The sequence below is a fragment of the Pseudomonas sp. ASL4 genome, assembly GCF_056680395.1.
This window is the reverse complement of sequence record NZ_CM155280.1, coordinates 3,537,116-3,560,706: the sequence shown is the minus strand read 5'-3', so window position 1 is coordinate 3,560,706 and position 23,591 is coordinate 3,537,116. Positions and strand designations below refer to the sequence as shown.

Annotated in this window: 23 protein-coding genes and 1 pseudogene; 10 read left to right on the top strand and 14 right to left on the bottom strand. The window is 58.9% G+C overall.

Annotated elements, in window-relative coordinates; genetic code table 11:
• Window positions 1–45: 45 nt before the first annotated feature.
• Window positions 46–951, bottom strand: coding sequence for an NmrA/HSCARG family protein (locus AC1MEW_RS16065; protein WP_201257612.1), 906 nt, complete (start codon window positions 949–951; stop codon window positions 46–48).
• 55 nt (window positions 952–1,006) lie between these two features.
• Window positions 1,007–1,867 carry an SDR family oxidoreductase gene (locus AC1MEW_RS16060; RefSeq protein WP_480426976.1) on the bottom strand — a complete coding sequence of 287 codons (861 nt, stop codon included), beginning with the start codon at window positions 1,865–1,867 and terminating at the stop codon, window positions 1,007–1,009.
• 683 nt (window positions 1,868–2,550) lie between these two features.
• Here AC1MEW_RS16060 and AC1MEW_RS16055 point away from each other — a divergent pair.
• Window positions 2,551–3,036 carry a hypothetical protein gene (locus AC1MEW_RS16055; RefSeq protein ID WP_201257610.1) on the top strand — a complete coding sequence of 162 codons (486 nt, stop codon included), beginning with the start codon at window positions 2,551–2,553 and terminating at the stop codon, window positions 3,034–3,036.
• A gap of 145 nt (window positions 3,037–3,181) precedes the next feature.
• Here AC1MEW_RS16055 and AC1MEW_RS16050 read toward each other — a convergent pair whose 3' ends face one another.
• The 8 genes from AC1MEW_RS16050 to AC1MEW_RS16015 all read right to left on the bottom strand — a co-directional run bounded on the left by AC1MEW_RS16050 (window position 3,182) and on the right by AC1MEW_RS16015 (window position 11,651).
• Window positions 3,182–4,219 (bottom strand): GGDEF domain-containing protein, encoded by a 1,038-nt coding sequence (locus AC1MEW_RS16050; protein WP_480426973.1) that lies wholly within the window; start codon window positions 4,217–4,219, stop codon window positions 3,182–3,184.
• 54 nt (window positions 4,220–4,273) lie between these two features.
• Window positions 4,274–4,669, bottom strand: coding sequence for a RidA family protein (locus AC1MEW_RS16045; RefSeq protein WP_201257608.1), 396 nt, complete (start codon window positions 4,667–4,669; stop codon window positions 4,274–4,276).
• A 17-nt stretch (window positions 4,670–4,686) separates the two neighbouring features.
• Window positions 4,687–5,700: a GlxA family transcriptional regulator gene (locus AC1MEW_RS16040; protein ID WP_201204179.1), complete on the bottom strand. Its 1,014-nt coding sequence runs from the start codon at window positions 5,698–5,700 to the stop codon at window positions 4,687–4,689.
• Between the two features lie 356 nt (window positions 5,701–6,056).
• Window positions 6,057–6,419: a DUF6124 family protein gene (locus AC1MEW_RS16035; protein ID WP_480426971.1), complete on the bottom strand. Its 363-nt coding sequence runs from the start codon at window positions 6,417–6,419 to the stop codon at window positions 6,057–6,059.
• A 524-nt stretch (window positions 6,420–6,943) separates the two neighbouring features.
• Window positions 6,944–8,347 (bottom strand): MFS transporter, encoded by a 1,404-nt coding sequence (locus tag AC1MEW_RS16030; RefSeq protein WP_322268922.1) that lies wholly within the window; start codon window positions 8,345–8,347, stop codon window positions 6,944–6,946.
• A gap of 601 nt (window positions 8,348–8,948) precedes the next feature.
• On the bottom strand, window positions 8,949–9,545 hold the full coding sequence (locus tag AC1MEW_RS16025; protein ID WP_322268927.1) for a hypothetical protein: 597 nt from the start codon (window positions 9,543–9,545) through the stop codon (window positions 8,949–8,951).
• A 52-nt stretch (window positions 9,546–9,597) separates the two neighbouring features.
• Entirely contained in the window at window positions 9,598–10,596 is a 999-nt protein-coding gene (locus AC1MEW_RS16020; protein WP_201257631.1) for a bile acid:sodium symporter family protein, read from the bottom strand.
• Window positions 10,597–10,730: 134 nt separating this feature from the next.
• On the bottom strand, window positions 10,731–11,651 hold the full coding sequence (locus tag AC1MEW_RS16015; RefSeq protein WP_322268928.1) for a LysR family transcriptional regulator: 921 nt from the start codon (window positions 11,649–11,651) through the stop codon (window positions 10,731–10,733).
• Window positions 11,652–11,794: 143 nt separating this feature from the next.
• Between AC1MEW_RS16015 and AC1MEW_RS16010 the strand changes: the two genes are divergently transcribed.
• Both AC1MEW_RS16010 and AC1MEW_RS16005 read left to right on the top strand, forming a co-directional pair.
• A complete protein-coding gene (locus AC1MEW_RS16010; RefSeq protein WP_322268929.1) occupies window positions 11,795–12,199 on the top strand; it encodes a RidA family protein in 405 nt (134 codons plus the stop codon).
• A gap of 210 nt (window positions 12,200–12,409) precedes the next feature.
• Window positions 12,410–14,122: an amidase gene (locus tag AC1MEW_RS16005; protein WP_480426968.1), complete on the top strand. Its 1,713-nt coding sequence runs from the start codon at window positions 12,410–12,412 to the stop codon at window positions 14,120–14,122.
• 114 nt (window positions 14,123–14,236) lie between these two features.
• Here the strand turns inward: AC1MEW_RS16005 and AC1MEW_RS16000 are convergent, their stop codons facing one another.
• Window positions 14,237–14,719 (bottom strand): P-loop nucleotide/nucleoside kinase family protein, encoded by a 483-nt coding sequence (locus AC1MEW_RS16000; protein ID WP_201257593.1) that lies wholly within the window; start codon window positions 14,717–14,719, stop codon window positions 14,237–14,239.
• Window positions 14,720–15,076: 357 nt separating this feature from the next.
• Here AC1MEW_RS16000 and AC1MEW_RS15995 point away from each other — a divergent pair, with 357 nt between their 5' ends.
• The 5 genes and pseudogenes from AC1MEW_RS15995 (at window position 15,077) to AC1MEW_RS15975 (ending at window position 19,656) form a co-directional block, all read left to right on the top strand.
• On the top strand, window positions 15,077–17,404 hold the full coding sequence (locus tag AC1MEW_RS15995) for a hypothetical protein (protein ID WP_480426966.1): 2,328 nt from the start codon (window positions 15,077–15,079) through the stop codon (window positions 17,402–17,404).
• Window positions 17,395–18,615: a hypothetical protein gene (locus AC1MEW_RS15990; RefSeq protein ID WP_322268931.1), complete on the top strand. Its 1,221-nt coding sequence runs from the start codon at window positions 17,395–17,397 to the stop codon at window positions 18,613–18,615. The genes AC1MEW_RS15995 and AC1MEW_RS15990 overlap by 10 nt, the downstream gene beginning before the upstream one ends.
• Window positions 18,616–18,625: 10 nt before the next feature.
• Window positions 18,626–19,279 (top strand): DUF1266 domain-containing protein, encoded by a 654-nt coding sequence (locus AC1MEW_RS15985; protein ID WP_480426963.1) that lies wholly within the window; start codon window positions 18,626–18,628, stop codon window positions 19,277–19,279.
• A gap of 42 nt (window positions 19,280–19,321) precedes the next feature.
• Window positions 19,322–19,453: pseudogene (locus AC1MEW_RS15980) on the top strand (helix-turn-helix domain-containing protein); the annotation flags it as partial.
• Window positions 19,454–19,518: 65 nt separating this feature from the next.
• Window positions 19,519–19,656 (top strand): hypothetical protein, encoded by a 138-nt coding sequence (locus tag AC1MEW_RS15975; RefSeq protein ID WP_480427405.1) that lies wholly within the window; start codon window positions 19,519–19,521, stop codon window positions 19,654–19,656.
• Window positions 19,657–19,766: 110 nt separating this feature from the next.
• On the opposite strand, the gene AC1MEW_RS15970 is transcribed toward AC1MEW_RS15975, so the two are convergent.
• Window positions 19,767–20,561 carry a glycosyltransferase gene (locus AC1MEW_RS15970; protein ID WP_201257589.1) on the bottom strand — a complete coding sequence of 265 codons (795 nt, stop codon included), beginning with the start codon at window positions 20,559–20,561 and terminating at the stop codon, window positions 19,767–19,769.
• Window positions 20,562–20,780: 219 nt separating this feature from the next.
• Between AC1MEW_RS15970 and AC1MEW_RS15965 the strand changes: the two genes are divergently transcribed.
• A complete protein-coding gene (locus tag AC1MEW_RS15965) occupies window positions 20,781–21,689 on the top strand; it encodes an alpha/beta fold hydrolase (RefSeq protein ID WP_480426961.1) in 909 nt (302 codons plus the stop codon).
• 9 nt (window positions 21,690–21,698) lie between these two features.
• Here the strand turns inward: AC1MEW_RS15965 and AC1MEW_RS15960 are convergent, their stop codons facing one another.
• Window positions 21,699–22,112, bottom strand: a complete 414-nt coding sequence (locus tag AC1MEW_RS15960) for a DUF1801 domain-containing protein (RefSeq protein WP_201257630.1) — start codon at window positions 22,110–22,112, stop codon at window positions 21,699–21,701.
• A 178-nt stretch (window positions 22,113–22,290) separates the two neighbouring features.
• Here AC1MEW_RS15960 and AC1MEW_RS15955 point away from each other — a divergent pair, with 178 nt between their 5' ends.
• Window positions 22,291–22,953, top strand: coding sequence for a glutathione S-transferase family protein (locus AC1MEW_RS15955; protein ID WP_480426959.1), 663 nt, complete (start codon window positions 22,291–22,293; stop codon window positions 22,951–22,953).
• An 8-nt stretch (window positions 22,954–22,961) separates the two neighbouring features.
• Here AC1MEW_RS15955 and AC1MEW_RS15950 read toward each other — a convergent pair whose 3' ends face one another.
• Complete coding sequence (locus tag AC1MEW_RS15950) at window positions 22,962–23,351, bottom strand: c-type cytochrome (protein ID WP_201257586.1); 390 nt, start codon at window positions 23,349–23,351, stop codon at window positions 22,962–22,964.
• Window positions 23,352–23,591: the final 240 nt, after the last annotated feature.

Below are 23,591 nucleotides of genomic sequence, written 5' to 3'. Positions count from 1 at the left end.
AGATGTTTGTTTCGAATGTCACGTCGTCGCGTGGCAATCGATGCGTCAGGCGGAGGCCGGAATTTCGAAGTTTGCCCGAGCCCACGCGGCAAACTTCGTCGGCTGTCGGCCGGCGACTTTGTTGGCCAGCGCGATTGCGTCGCGCGAATCCGCACCGAGGTAGGTGTGGGCCTCAAAGTAGGCGAGCATCTCTGCGATTTCCTTGGCGCCCGGGAACCAGTCGGCAAACAGTTCTCGCGGGACGTGCTTGAACGAAAAATCATGTCCCAGTCGATTCAGATCGGTGATGACCTCGTTGAAGCTCAGGAAGTCGCCGACCAGCGGCAAATATTCGCCGTTCCCTGCGAGTTCAGGCTGCGCGAACGCACCGACCACGACGTGGCCAAGTTCGGTGATGTCACCCATGTGAATGACGCGCTGTTGCGGATCGAGCGGCATCGCCCAACCCAGGGTCCCATCCGCTTGTTTCTTCGGAGCCATCATGCCAAGCAGATTTTGATAGAAGAACGGAGCGATCACGTAGGTGTGGTGCGCGAATCCAGCCTCACTCACGATGCCGTCGATTTTTGCTTTGTCCGTAAAATGTGGGACATCAAGCTTGCCGCGGCTGATCGTCTCCACGTTCGGCAGCGTCGACCAGATGAAGTGTTGAACGCCAGCAGCTTTCGCCGCGTGAATAGCTGCGAGTGCCTGCTTGCGCTCGTCCGTTCCCGGCCCCCAGAAATTGGTTACCAGAAAAACCCCGTATGCCCCGGCAAACGCGGCCTCCAGTGTTTGCGGACGATCCAGGTCCGCCAGCACGACCTCGTCAGCCAACTGCGGATGCTCGGACGGATTGCGCGTCAACGCACGTACCTTGAATTGACCATTCGCCTGCAACGCACGCACAACGGCGCCGCCCTGATGACCGGTTGCGCCGACGACGGCGATGAGCTTTTTGGTGTTTGACATGGTAGTTCTCCAATAAATGGTTTCTTGGTGAAGAAATCGGTTCGGCGGCAAGTCTTCAGGCCGAAGGAGATTTCAGCGCCCTGGCAAGCACATCGCGAAGAGGTTTGGGCGGTCGGCCGCCAAGGCGCTCGACGTCGCCAGTCACAATGTCGAACGCACCCGCTGCGAAGCTCGCCTGGATGCTGACGACGATGTGGACGGCCCCTGCCGGCAGACCCGCCTGCGTCAGTCCGGCGCGAAGTTGCTCTTGCGTGATGGCAAGGAACGCGAGTGGCTGACCCGTGATTTCGGCAATGATGGCCGCGCGCTCCGCACCCGACAGGCGCTCGGGCCCGGTAACGTTGTAGATCGCGCCGGCATGGCCGTCGCCGATCAGGATTCCGGCTGCGGCGGCCGCCACGTCATCGCGCGCAACGAAAGCAGCCCGGTTCTCGGTCAGCCCGGTCAGCACGCCCTGGCGTATCGCTGCCTGCGCCAGTTGCACGAAAGCTTCGGCATAGAAGTTCATACGCAGGATGGTCCAGGCCGGTGCCGTGGCGATAAGATGCTGCTCGCCTCGCCAGTAGGCCGCGCCGCGCGCCGGCTCCTCCTCCTGCCGCGTGCCCACGGCCGACATGAGGACGATATGCTTGACGCCCGCCCTCACGGCCGCGTCGATGGCAGCAACGCTCTGCGCCCCACGCTTTCCGGGCTCCGGATCGACGGTCGTGATGATGAGCAGACGATCGAGACCCGCATAGGCCTCGGCAAGGCTTTCGGGCCGATTGTAGTCCCCGAAGCGTCCCTGAACCGGTCCGGAGACGGCTTCGGGCGTGCGCGTGATAGCCACTACCTCGTGCCCGCCGGGACGCAGCAGCAATTGCGAAACGACAGCTCTGCCCAAATGGCCGCTGGCGCCACTCACACCAATTTTCATGTCCACCTCGTCCTGGTCAAACTGGTCGACGGGCGCACGCAGGCCCGTCCTATGTCATTGCAAAGCCCGCTAGGCGGATTTGCGAGCCTCTCGGCCCGATGCCGGAACAATAGGTCTAGGCCAATTAGCTGACTAGTCGGAACAATTGGATTGCACTCGTCCACCAGGGCCAGGAATGAACACCCATCCCGGGTGTGTCAGCGTTAGCGCTGTATAAGGAGAACGCCATGAAATTCCATGCCAGGAATCCAAACCCAAGACTCATAAAACAGTGGGAGAGCCTTACCGCATAGAACGAGGTGAAGATGCGAATGAGTGCTGGCATTATCGAAATGGTTTGAAGTGCAGAGGCGTATTTGTTTCCTGAGTGATAATTCCAGTTCCTCTTCTTGCCCCAGTCGGGCTCGATGATCACACACTCAAGTTTGAAGGTGATTCCTGCCGATCCCGAGTAGTAGAAGTAGATATGCCAGAAAGACCATTCATGTGCGGCTGGATGGTGGCAGAAAACTCCGGTGTGACTTTGATTACGACAATGAAAATCCTCGGCCCGGGGGTGCGGAACGGATGCAAAATACATACTATCAGACAGTTGTCGGCCATGAACTGGCAATCAAGGTTGGCACCCAAAGCTGCCCGTCAACTCCAATGCGGAAGACCTGATTTTGCCTAGACAGCAGCCAATGAAACTTCTAGATCGAGTAGCCGACCCTCATGAAAGTATTGAATTCAGCCTTCGTGGCCGAGGTCTTTTACTCGGTATCGCTTTTCTTTCCATACCACTCTATTTTATTTTTTACCCGAGCAATTGGTTGATACTTTTCCACTGGTCATGGCTATCGGCATGCTGGGCTTTAGTGGTTTTGTTGTCCATTTTGCGCAATATCAAGTGGTCGCCTATTTATGCAGGACCAATCCTTATAGTTGATACCGAAGGAATATCTGGCCGTGGAGGAGTCTTTGATTCAGCCTGGAAGGTTTCTTGGGATCAAATAGAAAAATTTGAGTGGGGGCGGAACGGACTCTTTCTTTATAAGAAAAACATGAAAAATTGGGAAGTCCCAATTCGCCAGGGCGGCGTTGGTGGGCCACGACTTGTGCAGGCGTTAAATGCACGGCTTAGTGCTTATGCTTCAAACAAAGGCGACCCACAAGAAGAGGCGGCATAGGGTTGAAAGTGAGCATCCCTTTGCTGCTGAACGTCAGCGGTCCAGGCACGAAGGCGGCAATACCGGTTTGTTCACACGCGACGATTTCCGTGCCCTTGTACCCAACCACTGTCAGCGTCTCTACACCGATCTCAAGCGGCATCAATCAGACCACTTGATTGCGTCCATTGCGCTTGGCGCGGTACAGCGCATCATCTGCACGGACTACGAGACTTTCCACCGTATCGTCCGCGTTAGCGAGGGCAACACCGAACGACGCCGTGACTGTATCGAGCACTTCGTTCGTGCCACGCGCCTTGATCCGCAACGACTGAATCTTTTGGCGCAGCAGTTCGGCAAAGTCACGGACAGCGGAGAGATCGGCGCACTCGCGCAGGACCACGCAAAACTCTTCGCCACCATAACGCGCCGCCTGGGCCTGAGGTGGCAGTGCAGCTCGCAACACCTGACCGACATGTTCGAGCACGCGATCGCCCAGCGGATGCCCATATTGGTCATTGAATTGCTTGAAGTGGTCGATATCCAACATCACCAACGCGACGCCTTGCGCTTCGGTGTTCAGCGCATGCTCCAGCACTCGAGAGAAGGTGTTTCGGTTGAGCACTTGAGTCAGACCGTCCAGCGATGCGTCCAGTTGGGCACGCTCAAGTTTATCGCGCAGGCTTTTAATCTCGTTTTGGGCAGTGTGCAGTTGAGCAAGGAATCGCTCTTGCTGATCGTGCATCGCCTGAGTGCTTTGTTGAAGCTCGTTGAGTATTGCCGGCAATCTTTTATCGACTGGCTCAGCGAGCATTTCCAGGCAGTGCCCAAGACTGGCCTTAAAGTTGAGACTGCCATTTACGCTATACGAGACGTCTCGTTCCATGCCATCAACCAGATTAATCGCCTGTTGCTGGCCGGCACGGGCATCTTCCAGTTCATCGCGAATAATGTAGTCGCGAAAAAGCCTGGAAGCGGACTCCGAGGGGAAGTAATCGAAGTCTTTAACAACCCGGTCCAGGTGGCGATTGAGTTCTGGTTCCAGGCCTTTGCTATAGGTGTACCAAAGCGCGTAATGCACCGGATTCGGCGGGATGTTGTGACGCACCATCAGAGGCACGGCTTGCTTGAGCAATGCTGCCGCCTCGCGGTAGTCCTCTGGATACAACGCTAAGGCAGTCGCATGCAGCTCTGATTGGCTCATGACATCACTATTATTAGTTGTTATTGGCGAGTAAGAATGCGCGCCAGCATAGCCTTACGCTCGCCGCACCGCTATGCACTTAATCTCCACCAAAAGTCCCGGGTTAGCTAACTCACTCACCCCAATACAAGTCCAGGCGCACAGCCCTCTGGGGAACAGGCGATTTTTCACCTCACGAAACACCGCCATGTGCTTGGCCAAATCAACGTGATAGGTAGTCATGTCGACCACATCCTCGAACGTGCAGCCTCCAGCGGCGAGCACCTGGCGCAGGCTTTCCCAGGCACAGATGAACTGTTCTTCAGGATCCACGATGACTTGCAAGTCAGGTGTTCTTCCAACCTGACCGGCACAGTAAAGTGTGTCGCCAACCCTCACTGCAGGCGCATAACCCGCGCGTTCAACGATAAGTTTCATGGCTTCAGGAATGATGATTTCTCGGTCGGACATTGCTGGGTCTCCGGGGGTTATTTGACCAGCCGCTTTTCCTTGGAAGGCCGGTAGCCAAAGTACGAGCTATAGCATTTGCTGAAATGACTCGGCGACACAAAGCCGCAGGCAACCAGCACATCGACCTGGGATAACTCGGTGTGTTGAAGCAGCCGACGCGCCTCGGTTATCCGCAGTTCCAGGTAATAGCGTTGCGGCGTTGTGCCCAATTGCTCCTTGAACAATCGTTCGAGTTGCCGCCGGGAACGGCCTGCGTAAACAGCCAGTTGATCCAGTTCCAGAGGCTCTTCGAGGTTGGCGCCCATCAGATTGACCACTTCACGTAACGGTGCGCTCACACTGATATTTTCAGTCGGTTTGATGCGCCGGTAGCGCGACTCCTCGAACGCCAGGATGTCTTCAATGCCCTCGACGAGGGCTTTGTCGTGCAAGCCTTTGATCCAGTCCAGCGCCATGTGGAAGGCCCCGGAAGGGCTGGACGCCGTGAGCCGGTCTCGATCAATGATGTAGGGCTCGCTGCTGACCTGCGTGACCTTGCAGAACTCTGCGAGGGCGGGGCGGTGTTCGGGGTGAATGGCGCAACGGTATCCGTCAAGCAACCCTGCCCGGCCTAGAAACCACGCGCCATTCCACAATCCGGCCAGGCTGACGCCATGCTCTGACGCGTTTCTCAGCAGGCTGATCAACTCGTCGCTGGCCTTCAGTTCTGTCCGGTAGCCACCACAAATGACCAGCAGATCCAGATCACGAATCCCGGAACAATCGATCCGCGCATCTGGCCGTATGACCAGGCCCAGATCGCTGACCACCTCCCCATCGTTCAAGCTGAACGTTCGGGAAGAGAACAAGCCGGGACGTAGCAGATTCGCGGTGATAATCGTGTCCAGCGCTTGAGTAAACGCGGGCAGCGAGAAATGCTCCAGCAGCAGAAAGCCTGTGCGGGCCATTTGCACCGGCTCATCTGGCTGCTCATTCAAATAGCGGAGGTTTTTCCCCTTCATGCCACCGCTGAATTGGCGTCGTTCGATCAAGGTCTGGGCCACTCGGTTACGTTAACGAACATGGGCGTTGATAAAACGCCATGCTAACCGCCAGCCGCATAAAAAGCCCTTTCCTCTTACTTGCAGTAAAAAGGTGACAGATCCATTTTCCTGGAAAATGAAGCTGTCACCTTTTTTGCTGATCACTGAAAAATGTGGCGAGGGAGCTTGCTCCCGCTGGGCTGCAATTGAGCCCCAATAAAGCTGTCGCGGTTTTTCAGAAAGAACTCGATGGCCGATTTGGGGCTGCTGCGCAGCCCAACGGGGTCAAGCCCCCTCGCCACAGGGTGTTCCATCAGAAATGAGTGTCGTGAGGGAGCAAGCTTCCTCACGAACGTGCCTGGCGACTACCCAGGTTTGTGGTTATCCAGTACTCGATTGACCGCTAACTCACCCATCATGATCACCTGTTGTAGCAACCGCATTTTTTTGCGTTGCGGGCCTTCCATTAAACCGGCGATATCACCGGCCATGTCGCTGGCTGACTCTAACGAATCGCAAGCTTGGAGGAGCAACGTTTCGTCATCTACCGCTGGGTCGATGAGGAAGATGATGCCGGGCTTGCGGGGCGGTATCGGCTCTTTCAGCGCCCCGGGGTTGAGGTAGAAGTTGAGTGCGCGGTCGGTTGCCTCTTTGAGCTTTTTGGGGTCGAGGGAGGCATCGTGGGGTACTGGATCGGTGTCGGGGGGATTGGATGTGACTTTGAACATAGATCTGATTCCAGAGTTGGGGCCACTACCGCTCTCGACTAAAAGAGGGTGGCGGCTGTACGCAGGTTAGTCGACCGGTGGAATCAGCAAGCCCGGCGCGCCCAAGGGCGCCCTGCGCACAACCACCATCAAGTACAGACATAGAATGACCTGACTGAATGGCGCTTATGCACCTTACCGATAACCACCGGGCGACTAAACCCGACCACTGATGGGCAGTGGCAGGCAAACGATAGAGTCCGGGGGCAAAGCGCACAAGCCGGCGGATTCTGGCGTACGCGTAGGTAATGACGCAAGGTGTTGTAGCCTTTAGGACGTAACGCCGAGTGTCCTTAAACATGCGCCGCGAAGCATGTTTAAGCGGTGCACCCACTGACGCCATCGCGAGCAAGCTCGCTCCCACAAGGGCCGGTGTCGGCCGCAACACTTGCGAACGACACCGAGCCAATGTGGGAGCGAGCTTGTTCGCGATGACGGCGACACATCCAGCATCCGTCTAACGGACGTACCGCATCGCCAGCCGTTTACAAATCAGTAATTTCCTTATGCTGCGGCACCAGCATTTTCATCACGCTCCACGCCACCAGGTAGGCCAGTGCACAGATCGCAAACATGATCATGTAGCCGGTATGAATATCGTTAATCGATTTGTAGTAGTCGAACACCCAGCCGCCGATTTTGGTCATCACCACGCCGCCCAAGCCGCCTGCCATGCCGCCAATACCGACCACGGACGCCACGGTTTTTTGCGGGAACATGTCGGACACGGTGGTGAAAATATTGCACGACCACGCCTGATGCGCCGACGCGCCAACGCCAATCAGCAGCACCGGCACCCAGAAACTGATGTAACCCAATGGTTGCGCCAACAGCACCAGCAGCGGGAAGAGCGCGATCACCAACATGGCTTTCATGCGCCCGTCATACGGCTTGTCGCCGCGCGCCATGAAGTAGCTGGGGAACCAGCCACCACCGATGCTGCCCACCATGGTCATGCTGTACAACACGGCCAGCGGCATCACGATGGCTGAACCCTTCATGCCGTATTGCGCCGACAGATAGGTCGGCAGCCAGAACAGGAAGAACCACCACACGCCATCGGTCATGAATTTGCCGAAGGCAAAGGCCCAAGTCTGGCGGTAGGTCAGCAACTTGAACCACGATACTTTTTTCGCAACGTCGCCCGACACTGGGGTGACGTCCACCTGTACGGTCTCATCGCTGCGGATGTAGGCCAGTTCCTGCGCTGACAGGCGCTTTTGCTGCTCCGGTTTTTGGTACAACGCAACCCATACAGCCACCCAAACGAAGCCCAACATACCGATCACGATGAACGCTGCTTCCCAGCCCCATAGACCGGCAATCAGCGGCACGCAAATCGGCGCCAGGATCGCGCCCACGTTGGCTCCGGAGTTGAAGATGCCTGTGGCGAAGGAGCGCTCTTTCTTCGGGAAGTATTCGGCTGTGGCCTTGATCGCGATCGGGAAGTTACCCGCCTCGCCTATCGCCAGTACGGCGCGCGACAGCATGAAGCCGGCGATCGAAACCGGGATAACGGCAAGGCCGAATGCGCTGCACACAGCGGCGATCCCCTCACCCATCGGCACCGAAAACGCGTGCATCATCGCGCCGGTAGACCAGATGCCAATCGCTACTACATAGGCGGTCTTGGTGCCGATCTTATCCACCACACGGCCGGCGAATAGCATGGAAATCGCATACACAAACTGAAAGACCGAGGCGATGTTGGCGTAATCGGTATTACTCCAGCCAAATTGCGTCGACAGATCCGGCGCCAACAGACTGAGCACCTGGCGATCCAGGTAATTGACGGTGGTAGCAAAGAACAACAACGCGCAGATCGTCCAGCGATATTTGCCTACAGCCTGGCCTATGCGTTGCGGATTGATGGGCTCGTTCAGATTCATGGCATCACTTTATTATTGGATTAGGGTGATGATCTCTCGACATCAATGTGAGAGTGCAGGTGCACGTTCTCCATGCTTTTCGGCTGGAGTTGAACGTGTTGCAAGGGCTATCGGGCGTGTGGCGGGACGGTTGCCTGTAATGGACCTGAGTCTGTATAGAGGCAAGCAATCAGGATCGGACCATTAGGCGCGGCATGCAGGGGGATGAGTAAGCGAGTTGAATTCATGATGAGGGCCGACACTCTTTTTTATTTTTAGGGGTGAACAGGCGATCTATCGTCTGTCGTCGTACAACTACGCCTTTTATAGCTAGCTCCCTACCCGGCTGTCAATCTGAAAAATGGCCGTCTGTCTCGACAAAGAGCGTCCGTCAAGATTCCTGCTGCGTACAGAGGCCGCTAGCCGTGGCCCTGCCAGCTTGCTGATTTTATTGGGGGATGACGACAGGGAATTACAGACCAGCCACGTTGTACGACAACGCATGTCAAAGTCAGAAATTTTAGATATGAGGTGTCGATTCAATCAGAAAGGTATCGGTAGGCGAGCCCGACTGTTCACTTTGGGTCAACTTGGTCTGTAATGGGCATAAATCCATTGGACGTCACTCATCGGCGCTGCAGTCGACGTCGCCCGCCCCCATATGATCGAAGCCGGTCAGCACGACCGAAGTAAGCCCTTGGGACGAATCAGCAGGGTCTTTGCCCAGCGAACTATTGATCGTTTCAAACTGGACATTGGTGTCCATGATGTTTGCCGGCAGGGACCGCCGCTCTGTTTCGGATAACTTATAGCCTTCGGTAGCAGGTAATTTAAACGCCTTGCGCACCTCGACCTCGTTCAGTATTCCTTTGAGCATGATCGTGACCTGTTGCAATTCCCCATGCTCCCAGTTCAGTTGCACCTGCGTCGCGAGCGGGTGAATCCTGGCCGCCAGGCTTGCGGGAAAGTCTGGGCCTTCTTCGTAGGCATCGGGGTTGTTGCACGGATCGCCTTGATTTTCGTAGCCCTTCAAGGCGCAGTTGAAGCGCTTGTCCCGATGCCCGAGCGTCTTCTCCATGTAGCAACCAAACTCGCTTGAGGACATGCGCGGCCATGCCAATACGTTGATGTCGGGCGGCGCCAGGTCCGCTCCCAAGGCCTGATTTGCACAGGTGAGCAACACTAATAAGACCGCCATGTCGGTGTTGACTTTGAACATCTTTTTAGACCTGAGGAAAGGCGATTGCGGGCACTGAGAAGGTCCGCGGCGATCAAGGATCCACCTGCCCCATCATTTCAGCCACCGTTTCCGTGCGATTGGCATAGCGCTGCGCCAACACCGCACAGACCATCAATTGAATTTGGTGAAACAACATCAACGGCAGAATCAACACGCCCAACGTACTGCCAGCGAACAGCACCTGGGCCATCGGCACACCGGTTGCCAGGCTTTTCTTCGAGCCGCAGAAGAGGATGGTGATGCGGTCTTCCTGATTGAAGCCGAAGGCTTTACTCAGCACAGTGGACGCGATTAATACCAGCGCGAGTACGACACAGCAAGCGACCACCAGCCCGGCCAGTTCCCAGAGCGGGATTTGGTGCCAGATACCTTCGTTCACGGCCTCGCTGAAAGCACCGTAGACCACCAGCAGGATCGAGCCCTGATCAACGAATTTCAGCCAGGTCTTGTTGCGCGCCACCCAGTTGCCGACCCAGCGCCGAGCGATCTGCCCGGCAACGAACGGCAGCAACAGTTGCACGCTGATTTTCAGAATCGCATCGAGGGTCGAGCTGCCCTCGCCGTGTACGTTCAACAGCAACGTCACCAGCAACGGCGTGAGAAAGATCCCGAACAGGCTGGACGCCGCCGCACTGCAAATCGCCGCCGGCACGTTGCCTCGCGCCAGAGAGGTGAAGGCAATCGCCGACTGTACGGTGGCGGGCAGCGCGCAGAGGTAAAGCATGCCCATGTACAGATCGTTACCGACCAGCGGCGACAGCACAGGTTTGAGTGCCAGGCCCAGCAGCGGGAACAGAACAAAAGTCAGGCTGAACACCAGCAAATGCAGGCGCCAGTGGCCGGCGCCGGCGATGATCGATTCGCGCGACAGCTTGGCGCCATGCAGAAAAAACAGCAGGGCAATGGCGAAGTTGGTCAGCCAGCCAAAGCCGACCGCGACCTGGCCGCTGGCCGGCAGGAAGCTGGCGAGAATCACCACGCTGACCAGGGTCAGGGTGAAGTTGTCAGGTAAGAATCGAGGGCGGGTCATCAGTAGGGTCATCCGGGGCGCCAGGAACATTGCGACCACTCTAACGCGCCGGCCGATGACCGACTAACGCCAATAAGCCAGTAGATAGCGCCAAAAGGACATGAGCGCGCCTCAAAACGAAATCGCCTGACAAATCATGCCGGCCCGGTGATCGGCGCATGCTGCGCCATCAACTCCGCCACCCAATCGATGAATACTCGCAACTTGATGCTGATATGCCGGTTCGGCGGAAACGCCACGTAGATCGGCATTGGATCAAGACGCCAATCCTCGAACAGGCGCACCAGTTCGCCGCGCGCTTCGTGGGCCTTGGACATGTAGTCCGGCATCCAAAGCACGCCCATGCCAGCTAGGCCGGCCGCCAGGTAGGCGTTGCCATCATCGACCGCCAGCACGTAGCGACCTTTGATATGGACACTTTCGCCGCTGCGGCGCATTGCATAGGGCAAGGCTTTACCGGTGCGCGCCCACAGGAAGCCGACGATACGATGCCCGGAATCTTCCAGCTCCTGCGGGTGCGACGGCGTGCCGAGGCGTTCCAGGTAGCTCGGCGCCGCAAATACGCCAAGCTGAAGGTCCCCTACCCGCCGGGCCATCAGCGACTGATCCGTCAGCTCGCCGCCACGCACAACGCAATCCACGTTTTCGCCGATCATATCGACGATGCGATCGCTAACACCCATGTCGATCTGGATGTCGGGGTATCGCGCGTGAAACGCGGGCAACGCCGGCACCAGAATCATGCTCGCCAGTGGGCTGGGCACGTCCACACGCAAACGGCCTCTTGGCAGCGTCGAGGCGTTAGACAGGCTGGTCTCGGCATCGTCCATGTCGGCCAGCAGCCGGACCACGCGTTCGTAATAGACCGCGCCATCCGCCGTGACGTTGACCTTGCGTGTCGTGCGGTTGAGTAGCTTGACGCGCAACCGTGCTTCCAGCTGCTGCACCAGTTGCGTGACGCTGGTCTTGCTCATGTGCAGGGTGTCAGCGGCCTTGGTGAAACTGCCGGTTTCCACCACCCGGGCAAAGGCCTGCATCGCATCAAAACGGTCCATTGCTGCCCCGGATAACGATTGGATTGTTTGGGATTTGCAAACAGTGATAGCTAGAGTTGCTCGTTTATCGGCCATGCACAGGCTCTTAAAGTCGCTTCATCGTTAATGTCGGGTCGGTTCTGACCCGTTGATGGAGACACTGTATGACACCGCGTGACGTGGTTTTTCCGCCTGGACGCCAGGCACTTTATGAGCGCAATCGCTACTCGCCGGCGATTAAGTCCAATGGCTTTTTGTTCGTCTCCGGACAAGTCGGTAGCACCGAAGATGGCTCGCCCGAACCCGACCTGGAGGCTCAGGTCCGGCTCGCCTTCAACAACCTGAACGCGATTCTGGAAGCGGCCGGTTGCACCTTCGATGACGTGATTGACGTTACTGTCTTCATTGTCGACCCCGCAGAGAAGTTCGAAACTATCTGGAAGATCGTGCCTGAGTTCTGGGGCAATGCGCCGCACCCGACACTAACGGGCGTCGGCGTCACGTGGCTGTATGGCTTTGATTTTGAGATCAAGGTGATTGCCAGGCTTCCAGACACCAACGGCAGCTGATCCGACCTGCGAAAGCCATCGCCTGCCGCGTCTTCATGACGACACAACCGGCAGGCGAACCGTTACACCGATTCCGGCTTGGTGTTAAATAGAGCGCTAAGTGTGCAGGCCCAGACCCTGCCAAGAAATCAGTGCAACGAGAGCCAAGATGAGCACCCATTTTCAGAGCAGCATTCCCCGCGTCCTCCGTCAGCCGCCGGCGGTAACAGCATGATCGAGGTCACCGAAGTTTCCATTGCGCAATTGCGTGCCTCGCTCGAATCCGGCCAGACCACGGCGGTTGAACTGGTGCAGGCCTATCTTGCCCGGATCGATGCCTACGACGGCCCCGACACACCCACCGCCCTCAACGCGCTGGTGGTGCGTAATCCCGAGGCGCTGAACGAAGCGCAGGCGTCCGATGCTCGTCGGGCCAAAGGCGAAACGCTCGGTCCGCTCGATGGCATTCCCTACACGGCCAAGGACAGTTATCTGGTGAAGGGGCTCACCGCCGCTTCCGGCAGCCCCGCCTTCGCCAACCTGATTGCGTATCGCGATGCGTTTACCATCGAACGCCTGCGCGCGGCCGGGGCGATTTGCCTGGGCAAGACCAACATGCCGCCGATGGCGAATGGCGGGATGCAACGCGGGGTCTATGGCCGTGCCGAGAGCCCGTACAACGCGCACTACCTGACCGCGCCTTTCGCTTCCGGCTCATCGAACGGCGCCGGTACCGCTACCGCGGCGAGTTTCGCGGCATTCGGTTTGGCGGAAGAGACTTGGTCGAGCGGACGCGGCCCGGCCTCGAACAATGGCTTGTGTGCCTACACGCCTTCGCGCGGCGTAATCTCGGTGCGCGGCAACTGGCCGTTGACGCCGACCATGGACGTTGTCGTACCGTTTGCCAGAACCATGGCTGACCTGCTCGAAGTGCTCGACGTAGTGGTCGCGGAGGATCCCGACACACGGGGCGATTTGTGGCGGATGCAACCGTGGGTGCCGATTCCGAGCGTCGCCTCGGTGCGCCCGGCCTCCTACGCTGAGCTTGCCGTAACGTCCGATGCGCTCGCTGGAAAACGCCTCGGCGTTCCCCGCATGTACATCAACGCGGACCCCGAAGCGGGCACGTCTGAAGCGCCGGGCATCGGTGGCCCGACGGGACAACGGATCAACACCCGCGCTTCGGTGATCGAGCTCTGGAAGCAGGCTCGCCAGGCTCTCGAAGCTGCGGGCGCCGAAGTGATTGAAGTCGACTTCCCGCTGGTCTCCAATTGCGAAGGCGATCGTCCTGGCGCGCCGACAGTGTTCAATCGCGGCATCGTTTCCAAGGAATTCCTGCACCATGAACTGTGGGACCTGACGGCCTGGGCGTTTGATGATTTCCTGCAGGCCAACGGCGATCCGAAACTCAATCGTCTGGTCGACGTGGACGGACCGCTGATCTTCCCGCACGACCCAGGCACCCTCCCCAACCGTGAAGGCGACCTCGCCGCCGGCATGGACGAATACGTGCGGATGGCCGAGCGCGGCATCACCCCGTGGAACCAGATCAGCAGCGTGCCGGACGGACTCCGCGGGCTTGAACAGACCCGTCGACTCGACCTTGAACACTGGATGGATAGGCTCGGCCTCGACGCGGTGCTCTTCCCGACCGTCGCCGACGTCGGCCCGGCGGATTGCGATGTCAATCCGACGTCTGCGGACATCGCCTGGAGCAACGGCATCTGGGTCGCCAACGGCAACCTCGCGATCCGCCACCTCGGTGTACCTACGGTGACTGTGCCGATGGGTGTCATGGCGAACATCGGCATGCCGGTCGGGCTGACCTTTGCGGGTCGTGCGTATGACGATTCGACGTTGCTGCGGTTGGCTTCAGCGTATGAGTCGACGGGGACGAAGCGCCTGGTCCCTCCTCGCACACCGCCATTGTCGACTGGCAAGTAATAGAACGGGCGGGATTGGGGCGTTATACGCCCCACTCCCACCCTTCACGCCACCTAATCCTCAAAGCGCCCCGGGTTCACTTCGATTTCGTCGGCGGTGCGTGCAAAAACGGTTCTACGAATGAACAACGATAGCCAGTCCCTCTTGCGCCTCAGGAACTTTGAAGTAGCTGGTGATCAGATCAAACTCGGCATCCGTCGCTGCGAAATCGTGATCGCCTGTCGCGTTCCGTACACGTAATCTGGCTCGGCAAGTATCGTCATCCACATCCAGATAATGCAGGCAATGCTGCGCCTGAGCACGCTCTGCCAAGGTACGCAGCCACTCGCGATTCGCGACCGTGTTTGCCGGGAAATCAAGGACCACACAAACACCTGCCGTCAGCATGTCGACGACCAACGGCCCCAATACTTCACGTACACGCAGTGCGTATCGAACGTAATCGGTCACCGAATGAATCTCTTGCGGATAGAGTTGCGAAAGCCATCGGTCCTCGCTGAGAAGAATCGCCGCGTGCTGGTCGGCAAGCGCTTTGGCCAGCGTCGATTTACCCGAAGCGATCTTGCCGCACATCAGATGCAGAGTGGTTGCTGTCATGGGAGCTCTTCCTTGTAGCGGGTGAATAATGATGCCTAAGGCTGGTTGCCGGGGCAATGGACGCGACAGACGAGTCCGCTTTCTGGCCAGAAGCAGCCATTCGAAGGTGCCTACCAATCCAGGGGAGATTCACAGTGTCGATCCGCTGTTTGCACGTTAATCACTGACTTCGCCCCCCGCACGCTCTTGGTTTTTCAAACACCAACTGGTAGCGTGCGGCACCTCGTTGTATTGCCCGATCCCTTTCGTCATCGTTGCCTGTCCAAGGCAGACGTACGCGGGTACCCGCTGCCCCACTCAAGGGCGCTGCGCAGGACGCATCGGGCGATGCACAGTCATTCGCAAATGGAGTTCACAATGACGCAAAACAGCACCGTGCTGTCCGGTATCCAGCTGGATCAATTCATGGACCGTCTTGAGGTCGAGCATCAGGAACACGGTGCCGACTACCTGCTGGGCCAGCTGCGCGCCCAACCGCTCAAGGCGGCCTCGCTGGAGTCGATCGACCGTCTGCACGTGCTGTGGGTCAACGCCGGTGACGCTGACGCGGCCAAAGCGGTACTGGCAGACGACGGCCAGGCACTGATCGAGGCTACGCCTGACGACGCGCGCAACGAACTCAAGGTCAACCTGCTGATCCACCAATTGCGGCTGGGCAACTACTTCAAAGACGAGCAGGGCCTGCTGCAGGCGCTCGACACCCTGCAGCACTTGACCAGCGAGCCGCTGCCGTTCGACATCGAGCAGTACCGGCGCTACCGCATTTTCGACGATCTGCAGCACACCACCCTCGACGTCGCCCTCAAGGCCATCGAGGTGCGTCACACCCTGGCCCTGATCAACCCCGGCCGTCACGCCCTGCGGGCCTGGGACGATGCCGATCAACACCGGCGCCAGGCCCGGGTGCTGGCCGCCCATGAACGTGACGAAGAGGCTCGCGAAGCCGCGCTGGCGGCAATTGCCGCGTTGCGCACCGCCGGCGAAGATCAGGATGTCGACGGTAACGACTGGCTGTGGCTGGGCGATGCGCTGATCGAAATCGTGCCGTTGCGCCTAGCGATGTTCGAGCAACCTGTGGTGCAGTTGATCGCCGAATTGTCGCTGCCCCAGCGCCGGGAATGGGAAGTGCGCCTGGCGCGTCTGGCCGCCCGTTCACTGCAGGCCCAGGGCGACCTGGTCGGCGCATTGAAAATCTGTGAAGTGGCGACCCTGAGCCTGGAATCCAGCGGCGGTGACAACTTCGTTGATTTCCATTTGCCCTGGCTGCTTGATAACGGTCAGATCGACGAGGCCGGGCAACGTGCGTTCATGGAAATCTATGAAATGCGCGGCGAAATGTGGCCGGGCACGGCCTACTGGGTACACGATCGCCTGCTCGATGCCGAGGACCAGTCCGCATGGTGGCCGTTGTGCGTGATGCGTGCCTGTGACGATCAAGCGGTGCTGGAGCGGTTCATTTCCGGCCTGCCGTGGCGTGACGAGTCGACGCCGTCCCAGGGCCCGCTGCTCGATGCACTGCATGCCGCGCGCCATGACCTTGAGCAAATCGACAACGTCTTCGCCCAGGCCCTTGCAGAAGCCCGGCGCCGCGCGCCGAACCATCCGTGGATCACCCGCCTGATGGCAGTGCGTGAACGCCAGGCCGGGCGCATCGACGCCAACACCGAATTTACGATGCTGCGCGAGGCCGTCCCGGCCGGCGATATGCAGGACAACCGCAGCGCCTACAGCCTGTTCGGCGCCCATGCCAGTGTGTTCGGCATTATCGATGCCCTGCGCCAACCCTTGCCGCCAATGGCCAGTGGCATGTACTACTACCAGTTCGCGAACGCCATCGAGGACCTGGTCGAAACGCACGTCGAGAAGCTCTCGAGCGAGGAGGCAGATCAGGCCTGGTCCCTGCTGCGCGAAGTACAAAAGGTTGCCTACGAACACGGCCAGGCCCGTATGGAGCAATGCTTCGCCAGCGGCCGCGGGCACCGCTTCGATGCCTGCGCGCACCTGTACTCGATGCTGTGCAACAACCTGGCGATCAACTACCGCTGCTACAACGACGAACGCATGTATGACCAGGCCCTTGAGCTGCATACCCGCGGCATCGCCGCCAGCTCGTTCGCAGAACATTATCAGGGCATCCTCCACAACCGCATTCTGCTGAAGGATAACCCGGGCATCACCGAAGCCGCCGAACAGCTCTGGCACTACGCAGCCGACTGTGGCTACAGCCGCCACGACCCGGAAGAATACCTGCAGGACGTCACCCGCGCCCTGTACCGCCTGGACCGCGAACGCGAGATTCTGATCTGGCTGGAGCGTATTCTCAAATGGCAGGAAGAGCGCGGAATCAGCGACAAGGAGCTGGAGTACTCGCCACTGTTCGCACGGACGAAAGTTGCCATGTACCTGTCGTACAGCCTGCCGGAGGCGGCCACCAGCCTGTGGCTGCGTTACGCGCCGCACATCAATGAACGCGACGAACCCTCCCTGCTGGGCTGCGCCGGCGATGTGCTCAAGGGCCTCGGGCGCAAGGAAGAGGCCCTGGCCTATTACCAGCGCGCCATCCTGCGCAGTGATCCGAACAACGACGTTGACCAGGGCAACAATGAAATCTTCCGCCAGAGCATCGCCGAGCTGCAGGCTTCGGAAAAACCGGCCGGCAAGGCCTGGTGGCAAATATGGAAGTGACACCGGAGCTGCAACCGTCCGGTTACGCCCCTCGCAATGCGCTCAATGCCAGTGAACTCAAACGCGGCATTGCCGAGCGCAGCAAGGCCCGTGGTGATGCGCCAGAGGTGGGCAAATGGTTGCTCAACCATTTCTACCGTCATCTGGTCGGTAACTTCCAGCCTGCGCGGCGGATCCTGACCCTGGAGCAAGCTGCCGAGGCACTGGGAACCGAGCCGTCGTCATGGGTGGCCAGGCATTTAAGCGACGCCGGTAAAGATTCGCAGCAGGCGCTTGCGCCGCTGGTCTGGGTCGATCCGCAGCAGGCGCCACTGCTGGCCCAGGAGGCCTTGCTGGTGGAGTTCCTGACCTCGCGTCAGGGCACGGCGCTGGCCGGCAAGCTCGACCGTATCAACTGCCCGCAGGCGTTGGCGCTGTGGCAAAAGGAACACGCGCAGATGGCTGCGCGGGTCGAGCAGGGCTGGCGCGTGAGCCAGCCCGAGGCCTTGCTCACGCGGGTGACCACAGCTGAGCACGTATTGCTGGAGCTGCGCCCCGAGAGTTCTTTGCTGCGCGCGGAAATGGCCTTTGAAAGCTACGTGATGCGCCACTGCCTGGGCCAGTTCGCCGATCGACGCGCCTTGACCGGCGGCTACGGCGAGCGCTATGCCGAAGCGGTGGAGCAGCGGCGCATGCGCGTGTTCAGCTTTCGCGACGGCCAGGGCCAGCCACACATCACCATCAGCCTGATCGTCCAGGCCGACGGCACCTTGACCGTCGAGCAGGTCAAGGGCAAGCAGAACCGGCCGCCGGTCGAGCGCTATTACCAGGACCTGCTGCAGTGCCTGAATGCCCTGGGCACCGACCAGCAGACGCCCGCCGACTGCATCGCCATCGGCATCGCGCGCACCGAAGTCGGCTGGCTGCGTATCGAAGAGGTCAGCGACCCGACCGCCCAGACTCGCCTGGTGGCCCGTTATCCGCAACTGTACGAGCGCCTCGATGCGCCTTCGGCCATGGTCGAATGGCTGGTGGCCGGGCGTCAGCCGCAGCAGTTCTTGCAGGTTGCCCCGCAGGCGGTGTCGGTCAAGTACGCCACCCGGCATATCTTCAGCAAGCGCCTTGAGCGTCAGCCCAATGATCCGCTGTACCTCACCGAAGGCGTGCCGTGGCCTGACATGACCTCGCCCCAGGTCGAGGAAATCCAGGCCTGGCAGGCCCGGGCAAGGTAAGGAGAACAACATGTTTTTGTTTATCGCCGTTGTTGTTTCAACCTGGTTGTTGTGGCGAGCATTCCGGCCACGCGCCGCGCCGTTGTTCAGCCAGCGTAAGCACTGGTCGCTGTTGCTGGCCAGGCCCATGGCCGATACGATGGAAATCGAGGGCTTCTACTCGCCGGCGTGCGATCACTTCACCGAGCAAGCGCAGAAGATCCTGCGGGCAGCGTTGCTGCACCAGGCCGGGATACGCAGCAATTGCAATGACGAGGCGGTGCGGGCGCACTTCAGTGCGACCCTCGAACAGCAATGGTACAGCCTCGACCTGCAGGCGCTGACGGCCGGCGATGAGCCGCGTGCGGCCATGGCCTTTGCCTGCGCGCGGGTGGCGTTTCTGGTCCGTTGTGCGCTGCTGATGCGTTGGCTCGAGCCCGATCTCGCCTGGCGTGTGCTGCTGCTCAATGCGCAGCGGGCGCAGGACTGTTTCGACAGTTGGGAAGATTTCGGCAAAGCCTACAAGCTGGGGCGCGAGCAGTGGGTTGCGGCGTTTCGCGTCGACTCTCTGGGCGAAGCGTTCCACGAGCAGCATCTGCGCCAGTTGCTGGCGCCCGGCAGCGGTGCCTGGGCCGATATACCCTGGCGTACGCCAGCGGCGTTGAACCCGGCTCTGGCGGGGTAGCGGCGCAGCTGTTGGTTCAAGCATCCGAGAAGGGGCATTGCGATGATCGGCTTCACCTTCCGCCAGTTGGAGTATTTCATCGCCGCCGAGCAGGGCAGTGTCAGTGTTGCGCCGCGCACCAAGCACATTTCCCAGCCGTCGGTATCGCTGGCGTTATCACAATTGGAGGCGAGCCCGGGTGAAAAGCTCTTTCATCGCCAGGTCATCCGAGGCCTGGAATTGACCCAGCGGGGCGCAAAATGCTCGAACAGGCGCGCGACATGCTCAACCTGGCCACGGCCATTAGTGGCAAGGGCGAGCAGCAACAGGTGGTGCGCGGGTCACTGAGCCTGATCTGCTTCCAGGACCTGGGATCGTATTACGCGCGCGACTGCTGAGTGGTTTTCGTCGGCGCCATCCGGAAGTCACCCTCGCCCTGTTCGAGGCCAATCTTGCCGAGGGCAAATCGGCGCCTGGCCGATGGCAAGGTGGGGCTGGCGCTATCAAACTAGCAAGCCTTCAATGTCCTCTCTCGGGTGATCTGCTCATACATCTTGACCCTTCGGTGATTGCGCGAATATCCGCCCATCGCTGAAACGGTGCCACTTTGAATATGATCCAGATAACTAAACATCTTTCGCGGCGATATAAAACCCACCTGATAGCCCCGCGCAACCATTCTATCTTGCAACTCATAACCTGGATTACGATCATCCATTTGAAAGTGAAACCCGCATTTCTTGATAAGCGCCGCGTTCCATAGCGTACAAAAGCTCTTCAGGTGCGTTTCTCTATACGGTTTCGGTGCTCTTGACTTGAAGCCCAGCGCTAACAGACTCCGTCGAGTGTAGTGCTTGAAAAACCGTGAAATCATCCGCCAAGTTGAACGAGCGATGCCTCGATCCAATTGTTCCAGGCATCCCACAGCAGCAACTTTGTGCGGGCCAGTGCACTGACCGATCATCATGGCGAACACCGCCGGGTCGTAAATAAACGTATCGGTGTGCAACAGAAACAGATAGTCGGTTTCAACATGTTCCAAAGCGAGATCCAGTGCCCGGCCATGGGCAATATTTCCCGCCTCAGGGTATGCGCTTTTCCGTTCGATCAGTTGAATCCAGTCCAGTGTTCGCAGGTAATCGCTGCTCGCATCGTTGGAGTTGTTATCAACCACAATCACAGGAACCCCCGTCCCTCGCAACGCCTCCTGCAAAAACGCGAGACAGGTTTTAGTCAGTTCAAGTGTTTTATAGTTAACCAACGCAATGCTGTAGTTTGCTGTCGTGGGAGATGGGCGGTTCATAGCCTGTTAAACCTCGATTATTTAACCGACACACTGTTGGTGGGGTTGAACTCATTCTGTAGCGCTCGACCGTTCACCCTGTTCCCCGCAAAATTAATTTTTATTCAGGTTGGTTATTGAGTAGGTTTTCTGGCTACCTCAAGAGGGACGATTGCTCACAATCGAACCGTCTACGCTCATCGGATCGGCACCTTTTCCTGCCCCTCCGGAGACACCGTCATGATCCGCGCCTTGTCGACCGCTTTTATGCTGTTCGCCCTAAGTCTGCCGGCACAGGCCGAGGTGACGCCCTTCCCCGCCGCCTTCAAAACTCAGGACATCTCCGTAGAAGGCGTCACGATGCATGTGCGCGTCGGTGGCAAGGGCCCAGCCGTGGTGCTGTTGCATGGCTTCGGTGACACCGGTGACATGTGGGCGCCACTGGCCGCCGACCTCGCCAAGGACCACACCGTCGTGGTGCCGGACTTGCGCGGCATGGGCTTGTCGTCGATCCCGGACAGCGGCTACGACAAGAAGACCCAGGCCGGCGATATCTGTGGGGTGTTGGCCGCATTGGGTATTGAGCATTCGGTGGTGATCGGCCACGACATTGGCACCATGGTCGCCTTCGCCTACGCCGCGCGTTACCCGCAGCGAACCGATCGTCTGGTGGTGATGGACGCGCCGGTGCCGGGCATCCCTCCCTGGAACGAGATTGTCCGCTCACCGATGCTTTGGCATTTCGACTTTGGCGGGCCGGATGCCGAACGTCTGGTCGCCGGTCGTGAGCGTATTTACCTGGATCGTTTCTGGAATGAGTTCGCGGGTGATCCCGGCAAAGTGGATGAAGCCACCCGCCAGCATTACGCCAAGCTCTACGCCCGGCCCGGCGCCATGCGTGCGGCGTTCGCGCAGTTCCGCAGCATTCGTCAGGATGCCGTGGACAATGAGGCGTCGATGAAGACGCGACTGACGATGCCGGTATTGGCCGTCGGCGGTGAAAAGTCCTTCGGCAACAACGAAGCTATCGTGATGCGCAATGCCGCAGACACGGTCACGGAAGTCGTGGTGCCGGGGGCCGGCCATTGGCTGATGGAAGAAGCGCCTGCCCAGACCATTCGGGCGATACGCGACTTCATCGCGCCGTGAGGGTGGCGTTCATTTAGCCCGCTTCGTGGTGTTAAGCGTCACGGCGGCACGAATGAGCGCCTTCAACGCACTTTCATTAATCTTTTCGCCCTCATGAATATCGATGGCACGCCGGGTATTGCCTTCCAGGCTGGAGTTGAACAGGCCTGAAGGGTCCTCCAGCGCAGCGCCCTTGGCGAAGGTCATTTTCACCGCTGCCTTGTAGGTTTCACCGGTGCACAGGATGCCCGCGTGGGACCACACCGGGACGCCCCGCCACTTCACTTCTTCGACCACTTCGGGGTCGGCCTTGTGAATGATCGCGCGGATCTGCGCCAGCGTGTCACCCCGCCAATCACCCAGTTCCCTGATTCGCTCGTCGATCAGCGAAGAAGCAGCCTCACCCGCCGCCGCTTCGCTTGCGCCGCTCGTGTCCTTCTTCATGCTTGCCACCTCTTGGTGATGATTGCCGACCCTTGAGTAAAGCTGACAGACGACGTTCCTCCAGGCAATTAACGACCGTTGGGTCGAAAGAAATCCAGTTACCTGGCGCATGATCGATACTCAAAAGGGTTTGCTGTTTGCAAGTCGTGCGCTCCCCCTTTCACCGAGGAACTGAAAGATGCCGCTGACGCTTTACTACCATCCGCTCTCGTCGTTCTGCCACAAAGTGCTGATTGCACTTTACGAAAACGGCAGCGAGTTCGAGAAAAGGATCATCAATCTGGGGAACGAGGTCGACAGAGCCGAGCTTCAAGCCCTGTGGCCGATCGGCAAATTCCCGGTCATCCGCGATCACGCCCGCCAGCGCAGTGTGCCGGAGAGCACGATCATCATCGAGTACCTGGACCGGTTTTATCCGGGGCAACATCCACTGGTTCCAGCCGATTGGGAGAGCGCGCTGGAGGTGCGTTTGTGGGATCGGTTTTTCGACCATTATGTGCAGGCGCCGATGCAGCGGATCGTGGCGGATCGCCTGTTCGCCACTCATGGCGATTTGACCAAAGAACGCGCCCTGCTGGCGACGGCGTACCGCATGATCGAGCACCAGATGGCGTCCAGAATCTGGGTGGCCAGCGCGGAGTTCAGCATGGCCGACTGCGCGGCGGTCCCGGCGTTGTTTTATGCCAGCACGCTCGTGGAGTTTCCCGACGACGCCAGCCACTTGCGCGCCTATTTTGAAAGGCTGATGAATCGGCCCTCAGTGCAGCGGGCCATCGACGAAGCCAAGCCGTATTTTTTACACTATCCGTTTGCAGAGGCGATCCCGGCGCGGTTTCGCTAGCGTTCAGATCACTGCGGCTGAAAGGTCTGAAGGTAAGCCAACAGGTTTTCGATCTTTTCCGGATCGCTAATGCCCCAGAAAATCATCCGGGTTCCGGACACCACACCTTTGGGGTTTTCGATGTACGCGGCGAGTTTTTCTCGGGTCCAGACCACGCCAGAGTTTTTCATCGCATCGGAGTATTGGTAATCCGTCGTACTGCCGGCCGTGCGTCCGATGATGCCATTGAGCTGCGGCCCAAAACCGCCCCGTGCGGATTCGCCGACCTGGTGGCAGCCGCCGCAGGTTTTGCTGAACAGTTTGCCGCCCGCTTCGGCATCGCCGGCCGCGACTGCCTGGGTGCTGAGCAGTCCAGAGGTGAGCAATAAGGCGAACGTCAGTACTGCGGCTTGCTTCATGTAACGGCTCCGGTGTGGCTGACAGAAACGGGGTGCTATTTCAGCATGGCAGGCGTTTGTACCGAAGCCCTATATTGCCGGGCTGGCAATAGCACCGTTCCGTCCTGCAACGCTTCGCCTAGAAAACAATCGGTCTAAAAAGGCCCGGCCAGGGATTTAAACCCTTTGCTATGCTCAATGTTGTAGGTGAAGACGCAGACTGATGCGCAAGAGGATAGCGAGGACGCGTGGGGCGCGCTC

Bases quoted from the DNA above. Each gene is read 5' to 3' on its own strand.
- AC1MEW_RS16065 (WP_201257612.1), bottom strand. From the start codon at position 951: ATGTCAAACACCAAAAAGCTCATCGCCGTCGTCGGCGCAACCGGTCAT.
- AC1MEW_RS16060 (WP_480426976.1), bottom strand. From the start codon at position 1,867: ATGAAAATTGGTGTGAGTGGCGCCAGCGGCCATTTGGGCAGAGCTGTC.
- AC1MEW_RS16055 (WP_201257610.1), top strand. From the start codon at position 2,551: ATGAAACTTCTAGATCGAGTAGCCGACCCTCATGAAAGTATTGAATTC.
- AC1MEW_RS16050 (WP_480426973.1), bottom strand. From the start codon at position 4,219: ATGAGCCAATCAGAGCTGCATGCGACTGCCTTAGCGTTGTATCCAGAG.
- AC1MEW_RS16045 (WP_201257608.1), bottom strand. From the start codon at position 4,669: ATGTCCGACCGAGAAATCATCATTCCTGAAGCCATGAAACTTATCGTT.
- AC1MEW_RS16035 (WP_480426971.1), bottom strand. From the start codon at position 6,419: ATGTTCAAAGTCACATCCAATCCCCCCGACACCGATCCAGTACCCCAC.
- AC1MEW_RS16030 (WP_322268922.1), bottom strand. From the start codon at position 8,347: ATGAATCTGAACGAGCCCATCAATCCGCAACGCATAGGCCAGGCTGTA.
- AC1MEW_RS16025 (WP_322268927.1), bottom strand. From the start codon at position 9,545: ATGTTCAAAGTCAACACCGACATGGCGGTCTTATTAGTGTTGCTCACC.
- AC1MEW_RS16020 (WP_201257631.1), bottom strand. From the start codon at position 10,596: ATGACCCGCCCTCGATTCTTACCTGACAACTTCACCCTGACCCTGGTC.
- AC1MEW_RS16015 (WP_322268928.1), bottom strand. From the start codon at position 11,651: ATGGACCGTTTTGATGCGATGCAGGCCTTTGCCCGGGTGGTGGAAACC.
- AC1MEW_RS16010 (WP_322268929.1), top strand. From the start codon at position 11,795: ATGACACCGCGTGACGTGGTTTTTCCGCCTGGACGCCAGGCACTTTAT.
- AC1MEW_RS16005 (WP_480426968.1), top strand. From the start codon at position 12,410: ATGATCGAGGTCACCGAAGTTTCCATTGCGCAATTGCGTGCCTCGCTC.
- AC1MEW_RS16000 (WP_201257593.1), bottom strand. From the start codon at position 14,719: ATGACAGCAACCACTCTGCATCTGATGTGCGGCAAGATCGCTTCGGGT.
- AC1MEW_RS15995 (WP_480426966.1), top strand. From the start codon at position 15,077: ATGACGCAAAACAGCACCGTGCTGTCCGGTATCCAGCTGGATCAATTC.
- AC1MEW_RS15990 (WP_322268931.1), top strand. From the start codon at position 17,395: ATGGAAGTGACACCGGAGCTGCAACCGTCCGGTTACGCCCCTCGCAAT.
- AC1MEW_RS15985 (WP_480426963.1), top strand. From the start codon at position 18,626: ATGTTTTTGTTTATCGCCGTTGTTGTTTCAACCTGGTTGTTGTGGCGA.
- AC1MEW_RS15975 (WP_480427405.1), top strand. From the start codon at position 19,519: ATGCTCGAACAGGCGCGCGACATGCTCAACCTGGCCACGGCCATTAGT.
- AC1MEW_RS15970 (WP_201257589.1), bottom strand. From the start codon at position 20,561: ATGAACCGCCCATCTCCCACGACAGCAAACTACAGCATTGCGTTGGTT.
- AC1MEW_RS15965 (WP_480426961.1), top strand. From the start codon at position 20,781: ATGATCCGCGCCTTGTCGACCGCTTTTATGCTGTTCGCCCTAAGTCTG.
- AC1MEW_RS15960 (WP_201257630.1), bottom strand. From the start codon at position 22,112: ATGAAGAAGGACACGAGCGGCGCAAGCGAAGCGGCGGCGGGTGAGGCT.
- AC1MEW_RS15955 (WP_480426959.1), top strand. From the start codon at position 22,291: ATGCCGCTGACGCTTTACTACCATCCGCTCTCGTCGTTCTGCCACAAA.
- AC1MEW_RS15950 (WP_201257586.1), bottom strand. From the start codon at position 23,351: ATGAAGCAAGCCGCAGTACTGACGTTCGCCTTATTGCTCACCTCTGGA.